21 protein-coding genes, 2 tRNA genes and 1 pseudogene are annotated in these 25,653 nt (G+C 60.2%); 5 read left to right on the forward strand and 19 right to left on the reverse strand.

Annotation, left to right across the window (positions count from 1 at the left end; genetic code table 11):
- Window positions 1-594 carry a Type 1 glutamine amidotransferase-like domain-containing protein gene (locus AC06DS_RS09285; protein ID WP_477100603.1) on the forward strand — a complete coding sequence of 198 codons (594 nt, stop codon included), beginning with the start codon at window positions 1-3 and terminating at the stop codon, window positions 592-594.
- A 281-nt stretch (window positions 595-875) separates the two neighbouring features.
- On the opposite strand, the gene AC06DS_RS09290 is transcribed toward AC06DS_RS09285, so the two are convergent.
- The 6 genes from AC06DS_RS09290 to AC06DS_RS09315 all read right to left on the reverse strand — a co-directional run bounded on the left by AC06DS_RS09290 (window position 876) and on the right by AC06DS_RS09315 (window position 6,151).
- Window positions 876-948, reverse strand: a tRNA-Glu gene (locus tag AC06DS_RS09290).
- 1 nt (window position 949) lies between these two features.
- Window positions 950-1,021 (reverse strand) — tRNA-Gln (locus AC06DS_RS09295).
- Window positions 1,022-1,261: 240 nt separating this feature from the next.
- Window positions 1,262-2,764: a glutamate--tRNA ligase gene (gltX, locus tag AC06DS_RS09300; protein WP_477100604.1), complete on the reverse strand. Its 1,503-nt coding sequence runs from the start codon at window positions 2,762-2,764 to the stop codon at window positions 1,262-1,264.
- Window positions 2,765-2,952: 188 nt separating this feature from the next.
- A complete protein-coding gene (locus AC06DS_RS09305; protein WP_477100605.1) occupies window positions 2,953-4,008 on the reverse strand; it encodes a CE1 family esterase in 1,056 nt (351 codons plus the stop codon).
- A 156-nt stretch (window positions 4,009-4,164) separates the two neighbouring features.
- Window positions 4,165-5,232, reverse strand: coding sequence for a CE1 family esterase (locus tag AC06DS_RS09310; protein ID WP_477100606.1), 1,068 nt, complete (start codon window positions 5,230-5,232; stop codon window positions 4,165-4,167).
- A gap of 109 nt (window positions 5,233-5,341) precedes the next feature.
- On the reverse strand, window positions 5,342-6,151 hold the full coding sequence (locus tag AC06DS_RS09315) for a TIM barrel protein (RefSeq protein WP_293789906.1): 810 nt from the start codon (window positions 6,149-6,151) through the stop codon (window positions 5,342-5,344).
- 162 nt (window positions 6,152-6,313) lie between these two features.
- Between AC06DS_RS09315 and AC06DS_RS09320 the strand changes: the two genes are divergently transcribed.
- Window positions 6,314-7,456, forward strand: coding sequence for an isochorismate synthase (locus tag AC06DS_RS09320; RefSeq protein ID WP_477100607.1), 1,143 nt, complete (start codon window positions 6,314-6,316; stop codon window positions 7,454-7,456).
- 24 nt (window positions 7,457-7,480) lie between these two features.
- Here the strand turns inward: AC06DS_RS09320 and AC06DS_RS09325 are convergent, their stop codons facing one another.
- Window positions 7,481-8,293 (reverse strand): fumarylacetoacetate hydrolase family protein, encoded by an 813-nt coding sequence (locus tag AC06DS_RS09325; protein ID WP_034985515.1) that lies wholly within the window; start codon window positions 8,291-8,293, stop codon window positions 7,481-7,483.
- A gap of 184 nt (window positions 8,294-8,477) precedes the next feature.
- On the opposite strand from AC06DS_RS09325, the gene AC06DS_RS09330 reads away from it, so the two are divergent.
- Entirely contained in the window at window positions 8,478-10,154 is a 1,677-nt protein-coding gene (locus tag AC06DS_RS09330; protein ID WP_477100608.1) for an alkaline phosphatase D family protein, read from the forward strand.
- Window positions 10,155-10,220: 66 nt separating this feature from the next.
- Here the strand turns inward: AC06DS_RS09330 and AC06DS_RS09335 are convergent, their stop codons facing one another.
- On the reverse strand, window positions 10,221-11,237 hold the full coding sequence (locus AC06DS_RS09335) for a 3-isopropylmalate dehydrogenase (protein WP_477100609.1): 1,017 nt from the start codon (window positions 11,235-11,237) through the stop codon (window positions 10,221-10,223).
- A gap of 171 nt (window positions 11,238-11,408) precedes the next feature.
- Here AC06DS_RS09335 and AC06DS_RS09340 point away from each other — a divergent pair, with 171 nt between their 5' ends.
- Together AC06DS_RS09340 and AC06DS_RS09345 are read left to right on the forward strand one after the other, a co-directional pair.
- The gene (locus AC06DS_RS09340) at window positions 11,409-12,290 is read left to right on the forward strand and encodes an ABC transporter ATP-binding protein (protein WP_476727516.1); all 882 of its coding nucleotides are present in this window, start codon (window positions 11,409-11,411) and stop codon (window positions 12,288-12,290) included.
- Between the two features lie 5 nt (window positions 12,291-12,295).
- Window positions 12,296-13,927 carry an ABC transporter permease gene (locus AC06DS_RS09345; protein WP_476727515.1) on the forward strand — a complete coding sequence of 544 codons (1,632 nt, stop codon included), beginning with the start codon at window positions 12,296-12,298 and terminating at the stop codon, window positions 13,925-13,927.
- A gap of 80 nt (window positions 13,928-14,007) precedes the next feature.
- Here AC06DS_RS09345 and serA read toward each other — a convergent pair whose 3' ends face one another.
- The 11 genes and pseudogenes from serA to AC06DS_RS09400 form a co-directional block, all read right to left on the reverse strand.
- Window positions 14,008-15,597 carry a phosphoglycerate dehydrogenase gene (gene serA / locus AC06DS_RS09350; protein ID WP_293789892.1) on the reverse strand — a complete coding sequence of 530 codons (1,590 nt, stop codon included), beginning with the start codon at window positions 15,595-15,597 and terminating at the stop codon, window positions 14,008-14,010.
- Between the two features lie 98 nt (window positions 15,598-15,695).
- A complete protein-coding gene (locus AC06DS_RS09355) occupies window positions 15,696-16,151 on the reverse strand; it encodes a GTP-binding protein (RefSeq protein ID WP_477101199.1) in 456 nt (151 codons plus the stop codon).
- A gap of 65 nt (window positions 16,152-16,216) precedes the next feature.
- Window positions 16,217-16,916: pseudogene (locus tag AC06DS_RS09360) on the reverse strand (GTP-binding protein); the annotation flags it as partial.
- Window positions 16,917-16,970: 54 nt separating this feature from the next.
- Window positions 16,971-17,750 (reverse strand): ABC transporter ATP-binding protein, encoded by a 780-nt coding sequence (locus tag AC06DS_RS09365; protein ID WP_293789888.1) that lies wholly within the window; start codon window positions 17,748-17,750, stop codon window positions 16,971-16,973.
- Window positions 17,750-18,802, reverse strand: a complete 1,053-nt coding sequence (locus tag AC06DS_RS09370; RefSeq protein ID WP_477100610.1) for an iron ABC transporter permease — start codon at window positions 18,800-18,802, stop codon at window positions 17,750-17,752. Before AC06DS_RS09370 ends, AC06DS_RS09365 begins: the two co-directional genes overlap by 1 nt.
- Before the next feature lie 20 nt (window positions 18,803-18,822).
- Window positions 18,823-19,734 carry a FecCD family ABC transporter permease gene (locus AC06DS_RS09375; RefSeq protein ID WP_476727721.1) on the reverse strand — a complete coding sequence of 304 codons (912 nt, stop codon included), beginning with the start codon at window positions 19,732-19,734 and terminating at the stop codon, window positions 18,823-18,825.
- A gap of 126 nt (window positions 19,735-19,860) precedes the next feature.
- The gene (locus AC06DS_RS09380) at window positions 19,861-20,754 is read right to left on the reverse strand and encodes an ABC transporter substrate-binding protein (RefSeq protein WP_293789886.1); all 894 of its coding nucleotides are present in this window, start codon (window positions 20,752-20,754) and stop codon (window positions 19,861-19,863) included.
- 88 nt (window positions 20,755-20,842) lie between these two features.
- Window positions 20,843-21,808, reverse strand: coding sequence for a cation diffusion facilitator family transporter (locus AC06DS_RS09385; RefSeq protein WP_293789884.1), 966 nt, complete (start codon window positions 21,806-21,808; stop codon window positions 20,843-20,845).
- Window positions 21,809-21,905: 97 nt separating this feature from the next.
- Window positions 21,906-22,922, reverse strand: coding sequence for a ketol-acid reductoisomerase (gene ilvC / locus AC06DS_RS09390; protein ID WP_293789882.1), 1,017 nt, complete (start codon window positions 22,920-22,922; stop codon window positions 21,906-21,908).
- 155 nt (window positions 22,923-23,077) lie between these two features.
- Window positions 23,078-23,596, reverse strand: coding sequence for an acetolactate synthase small subunit (gene ilvN / locus AC06DS_RS09395; protein ID WP_477100611.1), 519 nt, complete (start codon window positions 23,594-23,596; stop codon window positions 23,078-23,080).
- Window positions 23,596-25,458 carry an acetolactate synthase large subunit gene (locus AC06DS_RS09400; protein ID WP_434817872.1) on the reverse strand — a complete coding sequence of 621 codons (1,863 nt, stop codon included), beginning with the start codon at window positions 25,456-25,458 and terminating at the stop codon, window positions 23,596-23,598. The genes ilvN and AC06DS_RS09400 overlap by 1 nt, the downstream gene beginning before the upstream one ends.
- Window positions 25,459-25,653 lie beyond the last annotated feature (195 nt).

A 25,653-nucleotide genomic window follows, 5' to 3' on the forward strand; every position in this document is an offset into this window, starting at 1 on the left:
ATGGATCTTCTACTCGCTTCATTTCTGCACCCCAACATTGGCGACTTCTTGTCCGGCAAGGTTCTGTATATTGACGATGCCGCTTCCGAGATGCGGCAGGCCCCGTTCGCACAGGAAGAACTCAATGCCATCAGGGACGTCGCCGACACGGTGGTTCCCATCACGGTAGCGGCGACAAGCTCCGCTGCTTTCCTCGATGAACTGGATGCTGCGGGCTGCATCTACGTGGCCGGAGGCGAATCCTTCCGCCTGCTCTACGGATTGAAGTCCACCGGGGCTGACCGGCTGCTCGTTGAAGCGGTGCGGAACGGAAAGCCCTATGCAGGCAGTTCCGCGGGCGCAATTATTGCTGGGCCATCCATCGAACCGGCATCGGTAATGGACGACCCGACTGTGGCTCCGCATCTCACGGACTATTCTGGCCTCAACCTCACTGAATTTGTCATTGTCCCCCACGCCCAGGGCACGACTGGCTCGTATCCCATTGAGATCATCAGCCAAACAGTGGAAAAGTATGGCAAGGAATGGAAGCTTGTACTGCTTCGGGATGGGCAAGCTCTGCATGTAAGCAGCCGCGGTTCAATGCTGATTTAGTGCCTCGATTACCGGGCGAATCCTGCCCGGTCCCCTGCCGTTGTCCAAAATTATCGAGTTAATGAAAGTAGCATACCTGAAGCTTTTTTCGCGACGCTGTGACCTGCAGGAATAGAATAGTTATATTCTAAGATATGGAATTTTGGACATTTCGCCCGCCGCGGGAAGTCTTTACACTCGCTCCAGCCCCCTGGCCACACCCCATCCCCCGCATCCTCCACAGCCCCTCTCCCGGCGAACGCAAAAACGCCCTCGGATTTCTCCGAGGGCGTCCCATTTTGTACCCCGTACGGGATTTGAACCCGTGTTACCGGCGTGAGAGGCCGGCGTCCTAGGCCGCTAGACGAACGGGGCGCTGGCCTACCAGGACTCGAACCTAGAATGACGGTACCAGAAACCGTAGTGTTGCCAATTACACCATAGGCCATCGTTCGTCGAACAAAACTCGCACGTCACACACCCTTTGAATGCAGAGCATTTAACGCAGCGAACCTCGTTCGCAACGAGGAATACTATAACCAGAACAGTGAATTACAAGCAAATCAGCTGCTCAGCGCAACTTTTCCGGCAGTGACCGACCGCGTTTCGGCGACAACCGACCCCTCCTGGCGGCAGCCCACCCGCTTTCGGTTCCAGCCAGCCACTTCCCCGCCGCGCGGGTAACCGCCTACTGCTGCGAGGGCACAAACGGGGTCTGTTCGCGGGCGGATCGCAGGCGCGCCAGCGTGGACTCCTTACCCAAAAGCTCCATGGACTCAAACAGCGGCGGAGACACAGCCGCGCCACTGATGGCCACACGCAGGGCACCATAGGCCTTACGCGGCTTCAGCTCCATCTCCTCGATCAACTTCGACTGCAGAGCCTTCTCAATGACGTCAGTCTTAAACTCCCCGTCCGCGATGGCCTCCAGCTGCGCGATGGCAACCTCGAGAACCTCCACCGCGTCCTCCTTCAGGTTCTTCTTCGCAGCCTTCTCATCCAGGGACAAATCGGCGTCAGAAGTAATGAGGAAGCGCAGCAGACCGTCGGCGTCCGAAAGAGTCTTGATGCGCGTCTGCACCAGCTCCGCGGCGAACGCGAACTTGTCCGCAGGATAATCCGCGGGGAAGTCCTTGTACTCCTCCAGGTAGGCGCGCAGGCGCTGGGTGAAGTCGCCGAGCTCCAGCAGGCGAATGTGGTCGGCGTTGATAGCCTCCAGCTTCTTCTGGTCGAAGCGTGCCGGGTTGGGCTTCACGTCCGCCACGTCGAAGTTGTCGATGAGCTGCTGCATCGTGAAGATATCCTCGTCCGCAGATAGCGACCAGCCCAGCAGCGACAGATAGTTCAGCATGCCCTCGGGGATGATGCCGTTGTCGCGGTGGTTAAACAGGTTCGACTCCGGGTCGCGCTTCGAAAGCTTCTTGTTGCCCTCGCCCATCACGAACGGCAGGTGGCCGAATGTAGGTACTTGTTTAGCGACGCCTACTCGTACCAGAGCCTCGTACAGTGCGATCTGTCGTGGCGTGGACGGCAGCAGGTCTTCACCTCGCAGGACGTGCGTGATTTCCATCAGCGCATCATCCACCGGGTTCACAAGCGTGTACAGCGGCTGGCCATTGGAGCGGGCAACCACAAAGTCCGGGACGGTCTTGCCGTCGACGCTCATATCGCCGCGGACCAGGTCATGCCACTCGTAGATACGATCATCGGGCATCCGCAGGCGCCACACCGGCTCGCGGCCTTCGGCCTGGAACTGCGCGATCTGCTCTTCCGTGAGGTCGCGGTCGAAGTTATCGTATCCCAGCTGCGGGTCGCGACCTGCGGCCTTGTGGCGAGCTTGAACCTCCTCATTGGTGGAGTAGGCCGGGTAGACGTCGCCAGATTCCTTTAGCTTTTCTAGGACATCGGCGTAGATGTCCATGCGCTGGGACTGGCGATAAGGTTCGTGCGGGCCGCCAACCTCGATGCCCTCATCCCAGCTGAGGTTCAGCCACTTCAGGGAGTCGATGATGGCCTGGTAGGACTCTTCGGAGTCTCGCTTCGCATCGGTGTCCTCGATGCGGAAGATGAGCTTGCCGCCAGTGTGGCGGGCATAAGCCCAGTTGAACAGTGCCGTGCGGACCATGCCGACGTGCGGGGTACCAGTCGGTGACGGGCAGAATCGAACGCGAACTTCGCTAACTTCACTCATGGTCTTTAACTGTACCTTTTCGTGTTCAGCGCTTCGCGGTCGCTAGGGCGCCGGGTGCGAAGAGAACTGAATCTGCTGACGGTATAAAGAAACCCCCGCGGGTTAGGCGGGGGTTCAGCCACACACTGGGTGCGGATCCATTAAGGAGCTAAAGGCCTAAAGACCTAAAAACCAAAAGGGCTTGAAGCCTAGAGGTGACGTTGGCGGGAAAGGAAGTGCCATGCAGCCTTTGGAGCGTCCGGGGCAAAAGCATTCCAGTTGTGGCCACCGGCATATGCACGCCACAGCACGGTGGAGGCACGGCAGCCGTCGTAGGTGAACCCAGCGGTCAATGCGTGAGCGCGCACCCCATGGAGCGTACGCATGTTGCAAGAGTTACGGCGCGCCGCGTTGTCGAAGGCAGCGCGAGCACCGTAGTAGTGCATGCCGTGGCGGACACCCCCGCCGTAGCGGACCACGTCATCGTGTGCGCCGTGGATCAGCATGGTCGGTACGTTCCGCCCCGAGCAGTCATTCATGGTGGCGTCATAGTAAGCACCAGAAACAGATACGACACCGGCGACCAGATCGGGAGCCTGGCAGGCCAAGTTCATTGCCATACCGCCGCCGTTGGACATGCCGGCTGCATACACGCGATGAGTGTCAACGTTGTAGCGCTTGGACAGGGAACGCACCATCTCACGGACGAAAGCAACGTCTTCGCCGCGGCGGGTCTTGGAGTACGGCGCACCCTCCCAGGCGTTGTCGATTCCTTGCGGGTGAACGATAATCGCGTTTTTGCCCGCGATGGCATTCAGGCGAGACTGGCTCTTAGTCGCAGCAGCGTTGACACCGAGGCCGCCGAACATGAACAGGATTGGCTTCTTGCGGTTCGCCGAGTGTGCAGGGACGTCGACGATCGCGGTGCGAGTCTTTCCCTTGACATTGAAGGTCTGGTATTTATTCGCCGGACGTGGGGAGAGCGAGCCTGCGAGGCCGCTAAAACCGGCAGAAAGTCTGCTGACGAGGTTCGGGGCGGCACTAGCCTGGGGCGTTGCAGTTTCCGTACCGGCAACTGTGTCCAAAGCTGGACCTGCCAGGGTGCCCATACCGAGGCCAAGGGCTACCGCCAGGGAGAGAGTGGCCTTGCGGAAGCGACTGGAGCGACGGGACGCCGGGTTGAATGAGCCGGATCCACTGTGGGTCGCTGCAGTTGAGTGGGTTTTACTGTGGGTTGTTGCGGAGCTAGTCAGACTCGAACGCATGTAGTTGAAAAGCACCGTTCAAACATACACGTTGATCCGAAAAATCAGAAAGTTTTACTTACAAAACACTTAAAGTGGGTGTACCCCATGTTAAACAAATCAAAAGTTGACTACTTGTGTGACCCATGCGAGGCGTTTCGGGGGTACCAATCCCCCCTAGCCAGCGGCTCGCGGCAACGCTTTGTTCTGACGCGCAAGGAAGTTCCACGCCTCGTTTGCAACATCTGGCGCGAAGTGCCAGTTGTGCCCCTGGTCATTAATGCGCCAGAAGACAGCTTCATCCCGGCAGCCAGGGTAACCAAACTGGGTAACATTGCTGGGCTTCTGCTCCACTACCGGCTGCGGAGCGCACCCATTGCGCATCGCACGCGAGTGAATCAGCCTTGGCGCAGGAAGATACGGAGCATCGTGCAGCATCCCACCGTCATAGTGGGTTAGCTCATCCTGCTGCCCATGAATCATGAACGTCGGCACCGACCCTGGCACACAACCCTCGTTCACCGGGTTATAGAAAGCTCCAGACACGCTCACCACACCCGCAACCAGGTCGGGCGCCTGGCAAGCCAGGTTCATCACGAACCCACCACCGTTGGACATGCCCGCAGCGTAGATGCGGTTGCGGTCGATATTGAATTTCGTACCCAGCTCATGGACGATCTGCCGTACGAAATCCACATCCTGGCCACGCTTCGTCGTGGCGTAGGGTGCACCTTCCCAGGCATTGTTTACCCCGCGCGGGTACACGACAATCGCCTCATTGGCCGCTCCCGTGTTCGAGAACCGCGAGTAGTTGCGGTAATTCTCCGGCGTATCGTCGCGCCCTCCAAAACCTAAGAGAACCGGAACAGGTTTGGCCGGGTCATAGTTCGAGGTAACGCTCACGATCGCACTGCGGACACTGCCGTCAGGACGGGTGAACTCAATATTCTCTGGTCGTCCCGGTTGCGCCTTTTCTATTGTGGACGCCTTCTTTCCCGCCAGTGCCGGTGCAGGCTTGGGAGCCAGTGCAGGAGCGGGCGCAGGCTTGGCAGCTGGAGCTGGCGCGGGCTTAGGCGCTGGTGCTGGAGCGGGCGCAGGAGCAGGTTTGGGAGCTGGCGCCGGCTGTGCCTGCGCCACACCCCCTCCCCCGACAAGCATGGCAGCAAGCATCGTCACGGCCATTGCGATGGAAACGGCCACGAGAACAGCAAACCGCGCAGCTTTCACATTTCTAACAGAAGTCACATGAGTCACAAGAGTAACAGTAGAGGCAATGAGCTCTCCATCACTCTCGTGACACGCCGATTCTCTTATAGCTTCATCAGGTTCCCACTACACACAGCCTTGCCACGCACTAAACGTGCTCGAGGACGACCTCACCCTCATAGCCAGCTTCACGCAGCGCATTGACCCACTCGCCTAGCGGGGTATCCCCACTCCCCGGCACACCGCGACCTGGGAAGTCCGCGATTTGAATATGCTCCGGCCACAATTCATACCCCGGCCCACGGTCGGCAAGCCAAGTCCAGTCCTCACCGTTAGCGGCCAGGTGGTAGGCGTCAAGAAGAAGGCGACCACCTGCAGCAACGAGGGGCGCTGCCTCCTTAATACTGGTCACAGGGTAGTTCTCAATGCCACTAAGCGGCTCGATAAGCGCGATACCGCCGAATCTAGCCAAGCGCTTCGCCACCGCAGCGAAGGCCCGCACCTGACGGCGTTGCAACACGCGTCCGCCACGCCCCACAAGCACATTAAAGCGACGCACACCTGTGAGACGGTGCAGATACTCAATCACATTGAGGTGCTCGATGAGCTCCTCAGTAATGGCGGAGTCGCCCTCATCTTCAGGATCCTCCGAACCGACCAAGTGCAGCACTCCCCGATCGCCGGCGGCCAGGTCACCGGCCCACAGGTTCAAAGCGACAAGCTGGCGCGGATTCTCCTGGCGTCCCTTGGCTAGCGCTTCCACGAGCTGGCGCATCTGCTGCTCAGAAGGGTGCGGCGTATCCCATGGCCACCACAGTTCCACCTTGTCGAAGGGAGAATTCGCGACAGCCTCAAGAGCCTCGGCACCGCTGTGTGCCCCAAGAGAGTAGTTCATTGCCGTGGCAAACTCGACAGACTGTGCATCCGATGTCGACTGTGCACCTGATTCTGTATTCATAAGCACCATCATTTCATGCGAGTGGTCCAATCCAGAATTCACAAAAGCACTGCTGGCACCCCACGGTGCTCCACATGCAACGACAAACTTACCCCTCCGCCCCGTAGCGCCGACCCCATACCGAGGCGGCCTGCCAAAACCACAAGCAGTAAAATGGCAGCCATGACCCACGAGCAGCGACCGGCAACCGCCCCGGATTTCCTGCTTTCCCGACCAGATCGCAGTATCCGCACCCAGGGGCGTAAAGCGACCTTCCCGGATCCTTTTGAAGCATCCACAGCACTCCGAAACAAGGATGCAGACTTGATTGTGGGCGCCTTCCCCTTCGACACTTCCCTCCGTGCAGCGCTCATGGAACCGGAGACCGTCACCCGTGCCGAAGGCCCGCTAGAGCCACCCGCGTTCTTTCGCGGCAAGGGTGCCGCCCGCCACCTCACCGTGGAATCCGTGGAGCCACAGACCACCACAGAGGAACACACTGCGATGGTCGCCGCCGCCGTCGCCACAATCCAGCAGTCCCGTCTAGAGAAGGTGGTGCTGGCCCGTGCCGTGGACATCACCTACGCCGAGACCGTGGACCCGCTGTTGATTGCCGCCCGCCTGATCGACCTGTCCGCTTACCGTGATGGCTTCGCCGTGGATCTTTCTGCCACCGGCCGTGACGAGTACCAGGGCGCGATGTTCGTCGGCAGTTCACCGGAGATGCTGATTCGTCGCGATGGTCGCGAGATCTCGGCCTTCCCCCTGGCCGGTTCCGCACCGCGCACCGGAAGTCTTTCTATTGATGACGCCACAGCCCGCGAACTCGGAAGTTCCGACAAGGATTTACGCGAGCACCGCTTTGTAGTGGAGCACTACCGTCGTGTGCTGGAGCCATTGTGCGAGACGCTGGACATCCCCGCCACCCCGGAAATCCACGAGACCAACGAGATGATCCACCTGGGAACTCAGATCGCGGGCACGCTGAAGGATGACGAGTATTCCGCACTGGATCTGGCCTTGATGCTGCACCCCACCCCGGCTATCGGCGGCACCCCGACGGACGATGCGCTGGGGGTTATTGCGCAGGAGAAGTCCCCGCGCGAGTTCTACTCCGGCGCCGTGGGCTGGTGCGATTCCAGCGGCGACGGGGAGTTTATGGTCTCTATCCGCTGCGCCATCGTGGAGGACAACACTGCACGCGCCTGGGCCGGCGGCGGAATTGTCGTGGATTCAATTCCCGCCATGGAGGCGGAGGAAACGTCCGCAAAGCTGCAAACAGCGCTGCGGGCACTTAACGTGCCTGCAGCGCTGCGGAAGATCTAGCGCGGAGCCGGAAGTTTCGCGGGCTTATTTGCCGTAGGCCTGAACCGGGTTGGCCAGCTTGCCTAGCCCCGGAATCTCCACCTCAATCCGGTCGCCCGGAACCATCTCTGCGGTGCCGGCGGGCGAGCCGGTGCAGATCACATCGCCCGGCAGCAGCGTGAATGCGGAGGAAACCCACTCGACGATCTCCGGGATGGACTTGATCATCTGGTTGGAGTTGGAATCCTGCTTGGTTTCCGTCTTGCCCTCGTGGGTGAGGTGCGCCAGGATCGGCTGATTGTCGATGTCGATGCTGTCCACAGCCGTTTCGATCCATGGGCCCAGCGGGCAGAAGGAATCCAGCCCCTTCGCACGGGACCACTGACCGTCCTGGAACTGCAGGTCGCGAGAGGAAACGTCGTTGACGACGGTGAACCCCAGCACTACGTCCTTCCAGTTGTTCCGGTTGACGTCCTTGCACGGGCGGCCGATAACGATCGCCATCTCGCCTTCGAACTCCACGCGCGTGGCCCATTCGGGGATGCGGATGGGAGCCTCGGGGCCAACGACGGCTGTCGGGGGCTTCAGGAAGATCGTCGGCGGCAGGTGCTCGGCGCTCTTGTTGAACACCTCCTCGACGTGGTCAGCGTAGTTGCGCCCGACGGCGATAACCTTCGACGGCAGGATCGGTGCCAGCAGTCGAACGTCTTCGATAGGCCAGGATTTTCCGGTGAATTCGGGCTGTCCGAACGGGTGGCCTGCGATCTCGCGGAGGGTAGCGCCGGTGCCGTCCGGCTGGCCGCCTTCCACGATCGCGAAGGCCATGCCCTCGGGGTGTGCAATTCGAGCAATACGCATGTTTCCATACCCTACTCCATTACCCCTTCTACCTCTTGCTATGCCCCTTCTTTGCGGTCTTGTCCTTGTTCTTCTTTATGACGCAGCCTGCTCCCCGACCATTAACCATGAATTTGTTTTCACGTAATCCGCGGTTTACGCGCTTGCCACGGCTGCGACAGTTTTAGCCGTTAGCCTGGCCACTATGACGAATCGCAGCGTTAATCCACAACTCCCTAATTCCTCAACCCCTTCCAACTCCCGCAGCACCACCCGCCGCACGTTCCTGGCCGGCGCCAGCGCCACCGGCGCTGCCCTACTGGGCACGGGCGTGGCGCACGCTCTCGGCTCGCACGCCGGCAGTGTGGCTGGCTCCGCCGCCGGATCCTCAGTGGGTTCCAGCGGGGCGATCGGCTCAGTTGGGTTGCAGCGCTCCCGGCCGGTGATCACTCATGGCGTCGCTACCGGCGATGTACGGCCCGACGGCGGCCTCGTCTGGGCGCGCGTCGATCGACCGGCGCGCATGGTCGTAGAAGCATCGACGAACCCAGCGTTCCCGCGACACAAGACCAAGACTTTCCGCGGCGCCACGCTCACCCCGGATAGCGACGGCACTGGGCGGCTGCGCCTGATCGGCATGGAGCCCGGCCAGAAGATCCACTATCGCGTAACCATGGAGGATCAGCACACTACGGCGCGTTCCGTGCCGGTGATCGGCAGCTTCACCACCGCGCCCTCCACCAGCCAGGCGCCGAAGAACATTCGCCTGCACTGGTCCGGCGATGTGGCGGGTCAGGGCTACGGCATCAACCCGGACATCGGTGGCATGTACTGCTGGAAGACAATGGCGGATCGCAACCCGGATCTGTTTATCCACTCCGGCGATACGGTCTACGCCGACGGTCCGATCGAGGCGAACCACAAGCTAGACGACGGTCGCGTGTTTAAGAACCTCACCAGCCCGTATAAAAACAAGGTGGCCGAAACTCTGGAGGAGTTCCGCGGCCAGCACGCCTATAACCTGATGGACGAGAACTACAAGCTGTTCAACTCCAAGGTCGCACAGCTGGTGCAGTGGGATGACCACGAGACGACGAACAACTGGTACCCAGGCGAGATCCTGGAAGACGACAAGTACCAGGTCAAGGATGTAAACCTCCTTGCGCAGCGCGGCTTCCAGGCCTTCCACGAGTGGCAGCCACTCGATCGGAAGATGGCGGTGGATGGTCGCGTTTACCGCAAGATTTCCTACGGCTCGCTGCTGGATATCTTCGTACTGGATATGCGCAGCTACAAGGATCGCAACCCGGATGCCGGAGCGTCTGCCACCAAGCCGGGGCACATTCTGGGGCCGAAGCAGGAAAAGTGGCTGATCGACGGAGTTAAGAATTCCACCGCTACGTGGAAGATCATCGCCAATGACCTTCCGCTGGGCATCGTCGTGCCGGATGGGGATGACCAGGAGGGCGTATCAAATGGCGCGGGTGGCAAGGCTGTGGGTCGCGAGGCGGAGATCGGTCGCGTCCTCAGTGGCATCAAGGATGTGCGCAATGTTGTGTGGCTCACCGCCGACGTGCACTACACCGCTGCGCACCACTACTCGCCGGATCGCGCGGACTTCCAGGATTTCGCACCGTTCTGGGAGTTCGTCTCTGGCCCGTTGAACGCCGGCGGATTCGGCCCGAACAAAATGGACGGCACCTTCGGCCCGGAGGTTGTTTACGTGCACGCACCGGCGAAGGATAAGCAAAACTCCTCGCCACTGGATGATTTCCAGCACTTCGGAGAGGTGGATATCGACGGTGGTTCGAAGGATCTCACCGTCCGGCTGTTCACCACCCGTGGCAAGGAGTTGTGGTCGAAGACGCTGCGCGCACAGTAGAGCACAGCGCAGGACGGCAAACCACGGCGCACCCGCCCGGCCTAAGTACCGGGTTGGCTGTTTTGCCTATTTCAGGTTTGCGACGACGCGGTCGCCAACCTCCGCGGTCTTGACGGAGCCGCCGTCGCGTGAGCTTGCCTCCGCCAGGACGGCGGCCTCGATGGCTTCTGCGTTGGCGTCATCGCCCAAATGGCGCAGCATGAGCGCGACGGACAGGATCGCCGCGCAGGGGTCCGCAATCCCCTGGCCCGCGATGTCCGGTGCGGAGCCGTGGACCGGCTCGAACATGGAGGGGTTCTTTCGCGAGGGGTCGATGTTGCCCGAGGCTGCCAGGCCGATGCCGCCGGTGACTGCGCCCGCCAGGTCGGTGAGGATGTCTCCAAAGAGGTTGTCCGTCACAATGACGTCGTATTCCTGTGGTTTGGTGACCATGTAGATCGTCGCGGCATCGATGTGGTTGTAATCCACCTGAACTTCGGGGTACTCCTGCCCCACTGTCTCGATCGCGCGCTGCCACAGGCCACCGGCATTCACCAGCACATTCGTCTTGTGCACCCATGTCAGCTTCTTGCGTCGGCTCTGTGCGCGCTCGAAAGCATCGCGCACCACGCGCTCCACACCGAAGTAGGTGTTTTGGGATACTTCGGACGCCACCTCGTGGTCAGTACCCTCGCGCAGAGTGCCGCCGTTGCCGCAGTAGAGGCCTTCGGTTCCCTCTCGCACGACGACGAAGTCAATATCACCCGGGTTCGCCAGCGGGCTGGAAGATCCGGGATACAGCTTGGACGGTCGGAGGTTCACCGCGTGGTCCAGCTTGAAGCGCAGTGGCAGCAGCAAACCTCGCTCCAGCACTCCAGCGGGTACGGTGCGGGGATCCCCGATGGCCCCCAGCAGGATCGTGTCGTGTTCGCGCAGGGATTCCAGATCTGCGTCGGTCAGGAGTTCACCATTGCGCAGGTAGCGGCGGGCTCCGAGGTCGTATTCGGTGGTCTCCACGTCGTCACGCAGAGCGTGCAGAACCTTCAGGGCCTCGGCGGTTACTTCGGTGCCGATGCCATCGCCGGCAATCACTGCGAGTTTCATTATATGAACTCCTTTGTCTCACTATCTGGTCAATTAAGACCATAGCACGACACCCGGACAGCACTTGCCTAACAACCTAAAAACGGATTACATCCAAGGCGCTTACGCACCCGAGGCAATAAAAACATTCCTTAACACCTGTAAACAGACGCCGCTGTTAGTGTGAAAGACATGACCTACGAGCCATATCCCTCACATACAACTACAAATCCGGAGGTCAGCGACGCAGCGCTGGTCATCCGCAATCTATATAAGAACTTCCCTGGCAAGGTGGCAGTAAATAATCTCAGCCTCACCGTGCCAAAGGGCAGCTTCTACGGAATTGTCGGCCCTAACGGCGCCGGTAAAACCACCGCCATCCTCGCAGCTACGGGCATTATTCGCCCCGATGGCGGTAATTCCTGGATCGCCGGCCACCCATTGTGGAGCGACCTCGAGAACACCCAACCCGAAGAGGAAGTACTGGCGGCAAAGCGTAGTTACGGTCTGCTAGTGGACGGCCTTCCCGTTTTCGAGCGCCTCAGCGGCAAGGAATACCTCGAGTATCTGGGGTACCTCCGCGACATCCCCGGCGACGAACTGCAGCAGCGCATTGCAGACCTGCTGCAGGCACTCGATCTAGAGGATGCCGGAAAGAAGTACATCGCCGACTACTCCGCGGGCATGAAGAAGAAAATCCTGCTGGCCGGTGCCCTTTTGCACAGCCCGGAGGTGCTCATCCTCGACGAACCTTTTGAGGCCGTGGATCCCGTTTCCGGCGAAGTCATCCGCACTATCCTGCGACGCTATGTCGGCGCGGGCGGCACGGTCATCATGAGCTCGCACGTGATGGAGCTGGTCGAGGGACTCTGCGACCATGTGGCAATCATCAACCAGGGCACCGTCGTTGCCGCCGGTACCACCGAGCAGGTGCGCGCGGGCAAGTCCCTCTCCGAACGTTTCGTGGAGGCCGTGGGCGGCAAGCAGCTGGATACGCAATCCTTCGGCTGGCTGCGCGGTGGACAAGCCGGGCACAGCGGACACGACCTGCCCGCCCACCACCACGAAGGGTAGGACCAGTGTCGAAAACCAAGACCCTTCTCAAACTCCACTGCACACTCTGGGCACACGCCTTTACAGGCAATATCCAGATGATCATTTCGTCCGTAGCCATCACCATTTTCGCAGTGATGGGCTGTGTTGGTCTGGCCTTTACCAGCTACGGAATCCTCGTGTCCGACGGCAACCCGGCCATGTTCGTGCTGACGATGGGGCTCGGCAGCGTGCTCTACCTCGCGCTATCAGCCATCTTTCCCAGCGAGGAACGCATGCTAGATCCACGCATGTTTAGCTCGTTGCCACTATCCGACCGTGACCTCCTGCCAGGCATGGTCACGGCAATGTTCCTCAACTCCCGCGCCGCGATCTCGCTGGTCAACACGATCATCATGTCTGTGCTCGGTTACCTTGCCTTTGCGAAGATGGCTTCCCCCGGCGCCGGTGCGCTGTGGATCCTCGGGTGCGTACTCCAACTAGTATTCACCCTCCTGGCGGGAGAAGCTCTCGCGGCTGCGCTCAGCAGCATTGCCACCAAGTTCAGCGAACTCTGGGGCAATGTCGCCGGTTTCGTCGTCACTTTCGGCTTTTTGGCGCTGTATCTCTCTCCACAGTTGCTTTCCGATGGCTCGGATCCCACCGCCGCCGTGGAGACCAGCTCCACGATCATGTCCTGGACTCCCTTCGCCGCCGCCGCTGGCGCTGCCGCTGACTTGACCGACATCGGAAATGGTGGCGTCAATACGGGCATCGCCAAGGGTGTGATCTGCCTCGTTTCAATCCTTGCAGTCACTGTTGTGCTGCGCGTGGCCGTCAAGCACGACCTGAACAATCCCCTCCCTCCTCAGCATGCCACCCGGGCAGCGAAGGGAGACAGCCTACTACTGCCGCGAGTCCCCGCATCCCCCGTTGGCGCACTGTACTCCCGCGAGATTCGCTATTGGCGCCGCGATAACCGCTTCGTGATGAGCCTGACGTTCGTGGTCGTCTTCTGCGCTTTTTACATGCTGATGGGAATGACCAATAGCGACAGTGGCTGGATGCTGTGGTTCGCGATGTTCTTTGTATCCCTTGGCCCCCAACAGGTGGCGGGCAACTCCCTGGGCATGGACGGGCCGTCCAACTGGGTGCACATGGTCGCCGGTGTGCGCGGCAAGCAGATCGTCACCAGCCGCACCCTTTCCACCGTGACGGTATTGCTCCCAATATGGCTGATTATTTGCATCGCCGCGGGAGCTTTCAAGAGCTTCAGCGCCGCCTGGCTTCTAGCCAGCGCCTTGACGCTGGGGACCGTCTTTATCGCCTCCGCCATGGCGAACTTCAGCGCCGCCTACTTCCCCTCCCAGACCACTGCACCGGGAACCAACGCCTTTAAGCAGCGTAACGGTGGTTCCAGCGCTATCATCTCCGCATTCGTGATCATGCTGACCTTGAGCCTATCCATCCTGCCGGGTGCGCTTCTAACGCTCATCCCACTGGAGACCTCCGCTGGCAACAGCGACAGCATTGCCGACATCCCACTTCTGAGCTGGGCAGGCGTACTGCTCCACGGGGTCATCATCATCGGCGTCGCCTGGATCTTAAACCGCCGCGCCTCCCGTCAGCTCGATCTACACTGGCCGGACATCGCGCAGAAGGTACAGCACTACCTGTAGCTGCGCGGCGTGGGGCGTCAATAGAAAAGGCCGGGCAGATCCTGCCCGGCCTGACGCGATAACAACTATCGCTTAAACCATTAGAAGTTCAGCACGAACGCGTTGGAGGCGCTCAGCTCTGCCTTGACCTCGTCGACCAGCTCTTGATCCAGATCCTGGGCGACACGCAGAACCAGCGTAGCCTGCGACTCATCGTTGGTCGGGGACAGTGCGGCGGCGTCGATGTTGATGCCCTTGCCGCCTAGCAGCGTACCGACCTTGCCCAGCGCTCCCGGCTGGTCCGGGTAAACCAGGAACAGGTTGGTGCCTGTGGCGCGCAGATCCAGGCCGCGGTCGTTGATGCGAACGATCTTCTCCACGTGCTGCAGGCCGGTCAGCGCACCTGCGACGGAGGCGGTAGCGCCATCAGTGCCGACAACCTTAACTTCCAGGACGGAGCGGTGGCTGACGGACTCGTCGTGGGTCTGTACATCCAGCTCCACGCCGCGCTCTTCGGCGATCTGCGGAGCGTTAACAAAGGTGACCTGCTCGTCGATCACACCGGAGAACACGCCACGCAGGCCAGCCAGGCCCAGTGCGTCAACGGACTCGGTGGACAGCTCACCTCGGGCGGTGACAGTCACGGTGCTCGGAGCGCCGTTCAGCAGCTCGCCGGCCACGCGCCCCAGGTTGGTGGCCAGGTTCAGCCACAGGGCAACCTCTTCAGAAACCTTGCCACCGGAAACATTCACAGCGTCAGGCACGAAGTCGCCGGACAGAGCCTTCAAGACGGATGCGGCAACGTCGGTGCCGGCGCGGTCCTGAGCCTCTACAGTGGAAGCGCCCAGGTGCGGCGTAACAACGACTTCTTCCAGCTCGAACAGCGGAGAGTCGGTGCAAGGCTCGGAAGCGTAAACGTCGAAGCCCGCGCCGCGGATGTGGCCGGACTTGATGGCCTCTGCCAGGGCGGCCTCGTCCACCAGGCCGCCACGGGCGGCGTTGATGATGATCTGCCCCTTCTTGGACTTAGCCAGCAGGTCCGCGTTGAACATACCCGCGGTTTCCTTGGTCTTCGGCAGGTGGATCGTCACGAAGTCGGAGCGGCCCATCAGCTCCTCCAGCTCCACCAGCTCCACGCCCAGCTGTGCGGCGCGGGCGGGGTTCGCGTACGGGTCGTAGGCGATGATTTCGGTCTCGAAGGCGGCCAGGCGCTGCGCAAACAGCTGGCCGATGTGGCCGAAGCCGACGATGCCGATGGTCTTGCCCAGGATCTCCACGCCCTTGAAGGAGGAGCGCTTCCACTCTCCGTCGCGCAGGGTCTTGTCCGCCGCCGGGATCTGACGGGCGGTGGATAGCAACAGGCTGATGGCGTGCTCGCAGGCGGAGTGGATGTTGGAGGTCGGAGCGTTGGCAACCATCACGCCACGGGAGGTAGCGGTCTCGATGTCGACGTTGTCCAGGCCCACGCCTGCACGGCCGACGATCTGCAGCTTCGGTGCTGCCTCGAGCACCTCGGCGTCAACGGTGGTTGCGGAGCGGACCAGCAGCGCGTCTGCGTCTGCGACTGCCTTCAGCAGTTCTGGGCGGTTCGGGCCATCGACCCAGCGAACCTCGACGGAATCACCAAGGGCGTCGACGGTGGACTGGGACAGCTTATCGGCGATGAGGACTACCGGACGGTTGTTACTCACGAATGTTTCTCCTGAGGTGCGTGCGTTGCCTCGCCCGCGCCGAAACGACCGCGCCGACGCGGGAAGGGACCACGCCATCCAAATGTGACGTGCGACCCTTACAGCATATCCTTTACCTCTGCGTCACTCAGCATTGCCTTCCGGAAACGCTGTACTGCTCTGTCTGCATCGAAATTGACGCCGATAAGCACCACTTCGCTGGAGGGGGTGAGCCCGACCTGCCGCCATCCACCGACGGGCTGAATCCGCAGGTCGGGACCAGCTTGATGCCAGACCTGGGCTAGCTCGGGACGGTCGGCAATCCAGCAGTAGCCCTTGGAGCGCACCAATCCGGTCGTGGAGCGAAGAGCCTCGATCAACCTACCCCGATCGAAGGGGCGATCCCCGCGGAAGACCACGGAACTGATGCCGTATTCCTCAGTTTCTGGGGTGTGGGGGTTTTCCAACTCATCGAGGTAGCCCTCGTAGGCGCGGGCTGTGGCCTCGTCATAAAGCTGGGCGCCGAGGATATCGTCGACGGCCGACCGCCCGGCGCCGTCCGCAGTATCCGTCACCTCAGCCGCGCTGCCTGACAAGCCACCAGGGGTCCCGTTCCCGCCCAGCAATCCAGCGGTGACGATGCGGCCGTGGATGAGCTTTTCGATACGCGCCCGCGGGTTCATCCTGCGCAACAGGGCGACGGTAGCGCGATAGTGTTCCTCGCTAACTAGGTCCGCCTTGGTGACGTAGATAATGTCCGCGAACTCGACCTGATCGACCAATAGATCCGCAATCGTCCGCTCATCTTCCTCAGTCGCCTGCAAGTCTGCCTCTGTGAGCAGCTTCTTCTGCCCTATTTGCTGCAGGAACTGGGCGGCGTCGACAAGAGTGACCATTGTGTCGATCGGCGCAACGTCTGCAAGACGAGTGCCGTCCTCCCAACGCCATTCGAAGGTCGCTGCGACGGGCATGGGTTCAGAGATGCCGGTGGATTCGATGACTATATGGTCGAAGTCACCGCTGCGTGCGAGTGTGCCTACGGATTCCACCAGATCCTCACGAAGTGTGCAGCAAATGCAGCCGTTGGTGAGTTCGACGAAGCGGTCCTCGCCGCGGGTCAGATGACCTTCGCCAGCGATCAGGGCGGCGTCGATGTTGATTTCCGAGAAATCGTTGACGATCACCGCGATCCGGCGACCCCCGCGATTGGCCAGCAGGTCGTTCAGCAGTGTGGTTTTACCTGAGCCGAGGAATCCGGACAGAACCGTAACCGGTGTGCTGCTCACCTCTGGGTCGCTTGCGGTCGGGTGATCGTGAATATGGCTATGCAGGTGTCTCATGCGTAGGGATACTACACGTTATTGGAATCCGTTTTCATTAGGGGTGTGTCGCGGTTAACGATACGGGATTGGCAACACTCGACCCGTTTCCGGATCCCGCACTTCCAAACAGGAAATCCCAAAGAGTTTTTCAACGAGCCCTGCAGACATAACTTCTTCCGTCTCCCCCGCCGCGAGTACCTTGCCGTCGTACATAGCGACGATGGAATCAGCGAAGCGAGCCGCGTGCGTCATGTCGTGCACAACCATCACGACAGTCCGGCCGGCGGCATTGAGATCCCGTACCAAGTCCAGAATTGCAATCTGGTGCGCGGGGTCCAAATAGGTCGTCGGCTCGTCGAGGAGCAGCACGGGAGTTTGCTGGGCCACCGTCATCGCCACCCATACACGTTGGCGTTGCCCACCCGACAGATCCGTTGCTGGTACATCAAGGAGAGCGGTAACCCCAGCACGCTCTGCCGCTTCCTCTACCGCGCGGTGATCCTCCGCCTTCAACGAGGCAAAAGCACCGGTGTATGGGTATCGACCATAAGCAATAACCTCCCGGACGCTCACTCCTTCAGGAGTAATGGGTTGCTGCGGCAGGAAGGATACATGCCGGGCAAACTCTCGGGCGCTCATCTCTTGGATAGTGCGATCACCAAGGTAGACCTGCCCCTTTGCGATTGGTTGTTGACGCCCCAACGCTCGCAGCAGCGTAGATTTTCCGCAGCCGTTCGGGCCAATAAGGGCGGTAATCTTCCCCTCCGGAACCTGGAGGGAAACATCTTTCAAGACATCGGGGCCACCGTAACCCACCGTGATGTTTTCAGTACGCAAGGCAGTCTCGCTCATCAGGAACTCCTTTCATCCGTGGTGGGCATTGCGGAAGCGCCCGCTGGACTTCGCGACATACGTAACAAGAGATAAATGAAATATGGGGCGCCGACAATGGAGATCAACGCCCCCACAGGGATTTCGGTGGGAGCGAATACCCAGCGGCCGAGAGCGTCACACAGAACGACAAGTCCCGCACCTGCCAAAGCGGATACAGGCAACACTCGCCTTCCCACCCCGCCGACAAGCAAGCGCGCAGCATGCGGAACGATCAATCCTGCAAACCCCAGTACCCCCGCCGCGGCCACCGCGGCAGCCCCCAGCAGAATCGCAAACAACACTGCCACCGTACGCCATGTGCGCTCGTTAACACCTACTCCTGCCATTGCCGAAGAGTCCAGGTTCAGCATGTCCAGATGCCTAGAGAGCACGACTGCTACTGCGATGACCACCAGCACCACGGGGCCTACGACTTGTGCATCTGCGAGAGTACGGGCGTAAAGCGAGCCTTTGAGCCACGTCATTGCCGCACCGGCTTCCGGGGCAGCTTTCACCAGTAGCAGCTGAGTAAGCGCGCCCAAACCAACAGAGACCGCCACTCCTGTGAGAGTGAGCCGTACCGGATCAGTTGCTCCCCGCCCGGCAAGCAGTAACACCAGGCCTGCACCTACCAGTGCACCAACGAACGCCACTGGAGTAAGCGCCTGCGCCGGCAATGCTCCGACACTTAACAGAGCCGCTACGGCGGCAAGACCGCCACCCGCGGTGACGCCCACAGTATCCGGCGCTGCCAGCGGATTACGCAATGCAAGCTGTAATAGCGCACCGGAGACAGCCATGGCCGCGCCAGCGAGGATACCTACAAGCACGCGGGGCATGCGATAGCGCCAAATAAGTTTCCCGCCCGTGAAAAGGTCGTGGATCGTGTCCGCTGGAGGCTTCATAACAGCCCCGACGCTGAGCCCCAAGACTATTGCAAACGCCAGCAGACCCAGGAGAGCTATGTACACCGCTACAACGCGAGTCGCCTTGAAGCCGGAGCCACGCCGAGAGATTAGCGTGCGATTCAACCTGCTATTCCTCCTGTCGTTCATCGGCGCGCACCGCCCGGTTGAAGTCGATTAATCCCCCATAACAGCAGTGGCACACCGGCAATGGCAGTTACCACGCCCACCGGAGTCTCCGCGGGAGCCCACAGCGCCTGCGCCACGGAATCCGCCACCAACAGAACCGCTGCACCCACCACGGGAGCAATTACCAGCCCCGCCCGGTGTCGCGGACCTGCCGCCCGATGCGCCACAACCGCTGCCATCAGGCCAAGAAAACCGATCGGTCCGGCAGCTGCAACCGCCGGAGCGATCAGAAGCACGGCACCCACGACCGCAAATATTCGTAGCCGGTGGGGGTTAGCTCCGACGGAGGACGAAAGGGCGTCACCAGCAAAGAGAGTATCTAGCCCCCGACCAACAGCAATCGCGAGAGGCAACACCACCGCAACAGCAATCATGCTGGGTATTGAGTCCCCGAAACGCACCCCACCCAAGCGGCCCGAAAGCCACGACAGGACAGTCGAAAGCTGGGCCTCATCGATCACCAAAGTGATCGCAGTGCATGCTGAGAATAGTGCAGAAACAGCTATGCCCAGCAGAATCATCCTCTGTACCGACTGAGCACCGGTCGGATCTCCTACTGTTACACGCATTCCAATGCCCACCGTTATCAGCGCTCCAAGCGCCGCACCACACAGTGCACCCGGCAGCACCGCGGCGCCGGACACCGATCCCGTTATCGTCGTGCACAGAACCGCGCCAAACGCAGCCCCAGCGTTCACGCCTGTGATTTCCGGATCCGCTAGTGGATTGCGAGTAGCGGTGCGCAGCAACACACCCGCGGCACCCAAGGCCAGGCCGATCACTGTCGCCGCCAAAAGCCGGTCGCGCATGACGGCGTGCACCTCCCCTGCCAGTTCTGGCGCGTTCGGAGGCACTTCCACACTGTTCATGCGCCAAACCCACGTCGCGAGAATAACGGCCAACCCCAGCGCCAGCAGGATCCACTGCGTTGTACGGCGTGGTTGTAGCTCTCTTTGCACTTCACTTCCCTCGGTCGCTGACGCTCGAAGGTGCGTTTATTTACGAGCGTTTTCCGTTTCGATGATCTGATCCAGCATTGCTTCTGCGGCCAGTGGACCTCGAGATCGGGACCACGTGTCCTGCTCCACGTCCACGATGTCCTTGACCACGTCCTTGTATGGGCTGGACTTAAAGCCTTCAATGTCGTTGTACAAGTACATTCGATCCAGCTTCATCGCCGGGAGCTTATCGCCTGTCATTTCAGCAACGTCAGTCTTGGATTCGATCGCGGTGCGGGAACCGTCGTAGCCGTAGACGTAGCCGGCGTCAGAAAGAAGGGATCCTGCGAAGGAATCCTTGATCCACGCATAGAGAGTGCCCTTCGACCATCCAACCAGTGCAGCACGAGTGTCCGGCTTAACGAGCTTCTTTGCCTCTGAGACTTTGCCTTCAATACGCTCGCGGATCTCCTTTGCCTTGTCTTCTTTGCCCAGCTTCTTTGCGATGTCATCCATGGCATCGAGGACGTCTGTGTAGCTGGCGTCGCTATAGGACTTTGTCTCCGCGATTTCCTCCAGCTGGGGCATGATCGATTCCTGACGCGTTGGGCTAGCGAGGATCAAATCGGGCTCAAGAGACTGAATAACCTCCAGGTTTGGCTGCTTAGCCTGGCCGACCGAATCGATGCCCTCGAGCTTGCCCTCCAGGGTTTTCGGCCCGGATGACTTGCCGATCTCGACAATTCCTACCGGTTTTACGCCCAGAGCCTCGAGGATTTCCTCATAGCGCCAGTCCAGAGCAACGACCCGCAACTCGCCATCTTTTGCGCCGTTATCGTTGGTGCCACCGGAACCGCATGCAACCAAAGTTGTGGCTCCTAGAATCGTCGCGACTATGAGGGCAAGGGCGCGTCGGAGGGAGCCGCGCAGGGATTTTCGAGAATTCATCATTCCCCAGACACTACCCGATTTAGGGTTACCTAAACAAGGTAAGCCTATATCCTAGACTTGCCGCTATTGTGAACAGTTTTCCGAGCCCTTAGCAGACATTTTGCGGCCCCTCATGGCCTGCGTGTGCGGCACGCTCCACCTGAATGGTGGCGTGCGCAATCCCCCACTCCTGTAATTCCTGCTGTGCCGCGCACAGCACCGAAGCTGGGTCACAGCCGTCCGGAACCACAAGGTGCACTGAGGCTAGAGCGCTTGTGCCATCCAGCGACCACAAGTGCAGGTCGTGCACGTCCAGCACGTTGTCGACCTGCCGCAGCAAAGCGTCGATCTCAGCGGGTTGATACCCCGGAGGAGCTTGCTCGAGCAAAATGCGTAGGGCCTGCATCATCAGCTGCCAAGCCCGCGGCAGTACCAGCGCAGCGATTACCAGCGAAGCAATAACGTCGGCATATTGCCAGCCGGTCACGATAATCACACCGCCAGCCACAAGCACCGCGACGGATCCCAACATGTCCGCCAACACATGCAGGAATGCACCTTGCACATTGACAGAGTGATCCCGTTGGCGATTCAAAACCCACGCGGAGATCGCGTTGGCCAGAAGACCGATCACGGCGATAATCATCATCGGACCGGCCATAATCTCAACCGGCTGGTGGAGCCGCTGGAACGCCTCAACCACAATCCAGATTGAAATCCCCAACACAGTCACCGCATTAACGAGTGCGGCGACCACTTCTACCCGTCGATAGCCGAATGTCGCCTGCACTGTAGCAGCTCGACGGCCGATGAAAATGGCTACGACGGCAATAATCAGCCCGGCAGCGTCCGACAGCATGTGCATAGCATCGGCGAGCAGCGCGACGGAGCCGGTAATCAGGCCACCAATCAACTCTGCAAAGAAGACTGTGCCAGTGACTCCGAGAACGATAAGCAAAGCGCGCAGCGGAGAATTCGTCGGAACATAGTGCGAATGCGCAGAACCGTGGCGGTGTTCATCGACACCACCACGGTTCTGTGGTTGTTGTTGAGCTGCACTTGTTGGAGCGTTCATGCCCTCACTTTAAGCAGCTTCAACCTTATTGACAACTTATTGAAAATGGGGACTGAGAGCACGCAGCTTTTAGGGAAGCCTCTTTGGACAGGCTGCTCTACGCAGTCTCAGCGCGAGCGTCGACCTTAACCCAGCTCATCAGGTCGCGCAGCTTGGCGCCCGTCTTCTCGATCTGGTGATCGTTGTAGGAAGCGCGCAGCTCCTCCAGCTCCTTGTTGCCACCCTCAACGTTGGCAACCAGGCGCTTGGTGAAGGCGCCGTCCTGAATGTCGGTCAGAATGTCCTTCATGCGCTTCTTGGTATCCGCGTCGATGACGCGCGGACCGGACAGGTAGCCACCGAACTCTGCCGTGTCAGACACGGAGTAGTTCATGTTGCCGATGCCGCCCTCGAACATCAAATCCACGATCAGCTTCATCTCGTGCAGGCACTCGAAGTAGGCCATCTCCGGCTCGTAGCCAGCCTCAACCAGAACCTCAAAACCGGTCTTGACCAGTTCCTCGGTGCCACCACACAGAACGGCCTGCTCACCAAACAGGTCAGTAACAGTCTCAGCCTCGAAGGTCGTCGGGATCACGCCAGCGCGTGCACCACCGATGGCGGCTGCATAGGACAGAGCCAGGTCGCGGCCGTTGTTCTTCGGGTCTTGCTCCACGGCGATGAGGCAAGGAACGCCCTTGCCATCAACGAACTGGCGGCGAACCAGGTGACCCGGCCCCTTCGGCGCAACCATGCCGATGATGATGTTCTCAGCCGGTTCGATCAGCTTGAAGTGAATATTCAGGCCGTGTCCGAAGAACAGTGCATCACCGTCGTTCAGGTTCGGCTCAATGTCCTCGGTGAAGATCTTCGCCTGGGAGGTGTCCGGAGCCAGCAGCATGATCACGTCGGCCCACTTTGCAGCCTCTGCGTTGGTCTTCACGGCGAAGCCAGCCTCTTCCGCCTTTGCACGGGACTTGGAGCCCTCACGTAGGCCGATAACAACCTCCACGCCGGACTCGCGCAGGTTCTGCGCGTGTGCGTGACCCTGGGAGCCGTAGCCGATGATGGCTACTTTGCGACCCTGGATGATCGACAGATCAGCGTCGTCGTCGTACAAAACATCAATTGCCATGGGGAGCATCCTTTCGTTGACTATCTACATTTATAGCAGACTTTATTTCATTTAGTGAGACTTTTTTGTCCACATAGTGAACTCTGTGGGCTTCTTGCCCTCTTTCGTAGGTAGTGACGCCCCCGGCTGCATACCGAGGGACATCACCACAAGCATTAAAGATTCGCTGGATACATGGCACGAGGGCCACGGCTAATCGCAGTCGGTGAGGCTTCAACCAACTCGCGAATGCCGAACGGTTCCAGAACATCCAGCAAAGCCTGCAACTTCGACGGCGTACCGGTGCACTCAATGATGACCGACTCCGGGCCGACGTCCACGACATGGGCACGGAATAGCTTGGCGGACTCCACAACCTGGGTGCGGTTCGAGTTGTCTGCGGAAACCTTCACCATCATCAAGCCGCGGGAGACGATTACCTCCGGATCATGACGCGTGACCTTAATAACGGGGATCAGCTTGTTCAGTTGCTTCGTGATCTGCTCGACCACATGATCCTCACCTTCGACAATGATGGTGATGCGGTTGATGCCCTCCACTTCCGTGCGCCCCGAACTGATCGAGATGATGCTGAACGCACGGCGGGTGAACATGCCGGAGATTCGCGAGACGATACCGTCAACATCCTCACACAGGACGGACAGAGTGTGGACCTGTTCCTTACTCGTGCTCATTAGTCTTCCTCACCTTCCTGGGTGATCTCGTGGATCTCCGCGGGCTCTTCCGCCGCCGAGGATTCCTCGTCGAACAACGGTCGCAGGTTGCGCGCGTACTGGATTTCTTCGTTGGACGTGCCGGCGGCGACCATTGGCCACACCTGCGCGTCCTCGCCAACGATGAAGTCGATGACGACCGGGCGGTCGTTGATTTCCTCCGCCTTACGGATGGTCGGCTCCACGTCTTCTGGCTTCGTGACGCGGAATGCCGCGCAGCCCATGGATTCCGCCAGCATGAGGAAGTCCGGCAGGTACGTCTCCCCCGGCTTCAGGTTGGTGTGGGAGTAGTGCTGGTCGTAGAACAGCGTCTGCCACTGACGCACCATGCCGAGGTTTCCGTTGTTTATAAGAGCAACCTTGATGGGCAGTTTCTCCACCGCGCAGGTAACGAGCTCTTGGTTGGTCATCTGGAAGCAGCCATCACCGTCGATGGCCCAAACGGAGGTATCTGGCTTGCCGGCCTTCGCACCCATGGCCGCGGGCACGGAGTAGCCCATTGTGCCGAGACCACCGGAGTTCAGCCAGGTGCGAGGATTCTCGTAGTCGACGAACTGCGCAGCCCACATCTGGTGCTGCCCCACGCCGGCAACATAGATAGCTTCCGGCCCGACGGTCTTCGACAGCGTTTCAATAACATACTGCGGAGCGAGCTTGCCATTGGGCTGCTCATCATAGCCGCGGGGGAAGTCCTGCTTCAGCTTGCGCAGGTAGTTCAGCCAGCCCGCGGTAGCGGGCTTCTTCAGGTCCAGGTTACGCATCGCCTGATGGAGAGCTGCAAGTACTTCCCTAGCGTCTCCGACAATCGGGACATTAGCTTCGCGGATCTTGCCGATCTCTGCCGGGTCGATGTCGGCGTGGATGACTTTCGCATCGGGCGCGAAACTCTCCACGTGACCGGTGACGCGATCGTCGAAGCGGGCGCCGATGGTGATCAGCAGGTCGGAACGCTGCAGCGCTGCCACCGCCGGAACACTTCCGTGCATGCCCGGCATGCCCATGTACAGCGGGTGCGAGGCCGGGAAGCTACCCAGTGCCATAAGAGTCGTGACGACTGGGATGTCGTTCGCCTCTGCAAATTCCAGCAGCTCCGCGTGAGCCTCTGCCTTAATAACGCCACCGCCGATGTACAGCGTCGGGCGCTTTGCAGCGCTGATCATCCGCACAGCTTCCTCGATCTGCCGCGGGTGTGGGCTGGTGACTGGCCGGTAGCCGGGCAGCTCATACGTCGGTGGCCAGCTGAAAGCCAATTCTGCGTTCTGCACATCCTTTGGGATATCCACCAACACCGCACCCGGGCGGCCAGTGGAGGCTACATGGAAGGCCTCCGCGATGGCGCCAGGGATGTCCTCCGGGCAAGTCACCATGAAGTTGTGCTTGGTGATCGGCATGGTGACGCCGCGAATATCTGCCTCCTGGAAGGCGTCAGTACCCAGCAGCCCCTTACCCACCTGGCCAGTGATCGCAACCAGGGGAACAGAGTCCATGTTGGCGTCAGCGATGGGGGTTACCAGGTTCGTCGCACCCGGCCCGGACGTTGCGATGCACACGCCCACCCGGCCGGTAGCCTGCGCGTAGCCGGTGGCAGCGTGGCCTGCACCCTGCTCGTGGCGAACGAGGATATGGTTCAGCTTTTCGGAGTCGTAAAGAGCCTCGTAGAGCGGCAGCACGGCGCCGCCAGGCAGGCCGAATACTACGTCGGCACCTAGCTCTTCTAGCGAGCGCACCACGGCCTGTGCGCCGTTAATTCGCTCCGGCTGCTTGCCGCGGGGGTGCTTCGCCAAGGTGGCGGGGCTGGGTTGCGAGCGTGATGTGTGTGTCACGTTTTCCTTCGCTCCTTGAGTCCGTCCTGCCTTCAATTCTTTGCTCTTAGCTCCCGGAACGATTGGCGCACCTCTGGGTCGCCTACCGCCTCTAGGAAGCGAAAAGCCGAAAATCTACGGTGTGGAATCGCTTGTTCGGTTTGGATGTATGTCCTCCACACAACAAACAACAAAAGCCCCCAAGCAGCCGACCAT

The organism is Corynebacterium sp. TUM25015, from assembly GCF_056393505.1.

Coding starts and splice junctions, on each gene's coding strand:
- AC06DS_RS09285 (WP_477100603.1), top strand. CDS start 1: ATGGATCTTCTACTCGCTTCATTTCTGCACCCCAACATTGGCGACTTC.
- gltX (WP_477100604.1), bottom strand. CDS start 2,764: ATGAGTGAAGTTAGCGAAGTTCGCGTTCGATTCTGCCCGTCACCGACT.
- AC06DS_RS09305 (WP_477100605.1), bottom strand. CDS start 4,008: ATGCGTTCGAGTCTGACTAGCTCCGCAACAACCCACAGTAAAACCCAC.
- AC06DS_RS09315 (WP_293789906.1), bottom strand. CDS start 6,151: ATGAATACAGAATCAGGTGCACAGTCGACATCGGATGCACAGTCTGTC.
- AC06DS_RS09320 (WP_477100607.1), top strand. CDS start 6,314: ATGACCCACGAGCAGCGACCGGCAACCGCCCCGGATTTCCTGCTTTCC.
- AC06DS_RS09325 (WP_034985515.1), bottom strand. CDS start 8,293: ATGCGTATTGCTCGAATTGCACACCCCGAGGGCATGGCCTTCGCGATC.
- AC06DS_RS09330 (WP_477100608.1), top strand. CDS start 8,478: ATGACGAATCGCAGCGTTAATCCACAACTCCCTAATTCCTCAACCCCT.
- AC06DS_RS09335 (WP_477100609.1), bottom strand. CDS start 11,237: ATGAAACTCGCAGTGATTGCCGGCGATGGCATCGGCACCGAAGTAACC.
- AC06DS_RS09340 (WP_476727516.1), top strand. CDS start 11,409: ATGACCTACGAGCCATATCCCTCACATACAACTACAAATCCGGAGGTC.
- AC06DS_RS09365 (WP_293789888.1), bottom strand. CDS start 17,750: ATGAGCGAGACTGCCTTGCGTACTGAAAACATCACGGTGGGTTACGGT.
- AC06DS_RS09375 (WP_476727721.1), bottom strand. CDS start 19,734: ATGAACAGTGTGGAAGTGCCTCCGAACGCGCCAGAACTGGCAGGGGAG.
- AC06DS_RS09380 (WP_293789886.1), bottom strand. CDS start 20,754: ATGATGAATTCTCGAAAATCCCTGCGCGGCTCCCTCCGACGCGCCCTT.
- AC06DS_RS09385 (WP_293789884.1), bottom strand. CDS start 21,808: ATGAACGCTCCAACAAGTGCAGCTCAACAACAACCACAGAACCGTGGT.
- ilvC (WP_293789882.1), bottom strand. CDS start 22,922: ATGGCAATTGATGTTTTGTACGACGACGACGCTGATCTGTCGATCATC.
- ilvN (WP_477100611.1), bottom strand. CDS start 23,596: ATGAGCACGAGTAAGGAACAGGTCCACACTCTGTCCGTCCTGTGTGAG.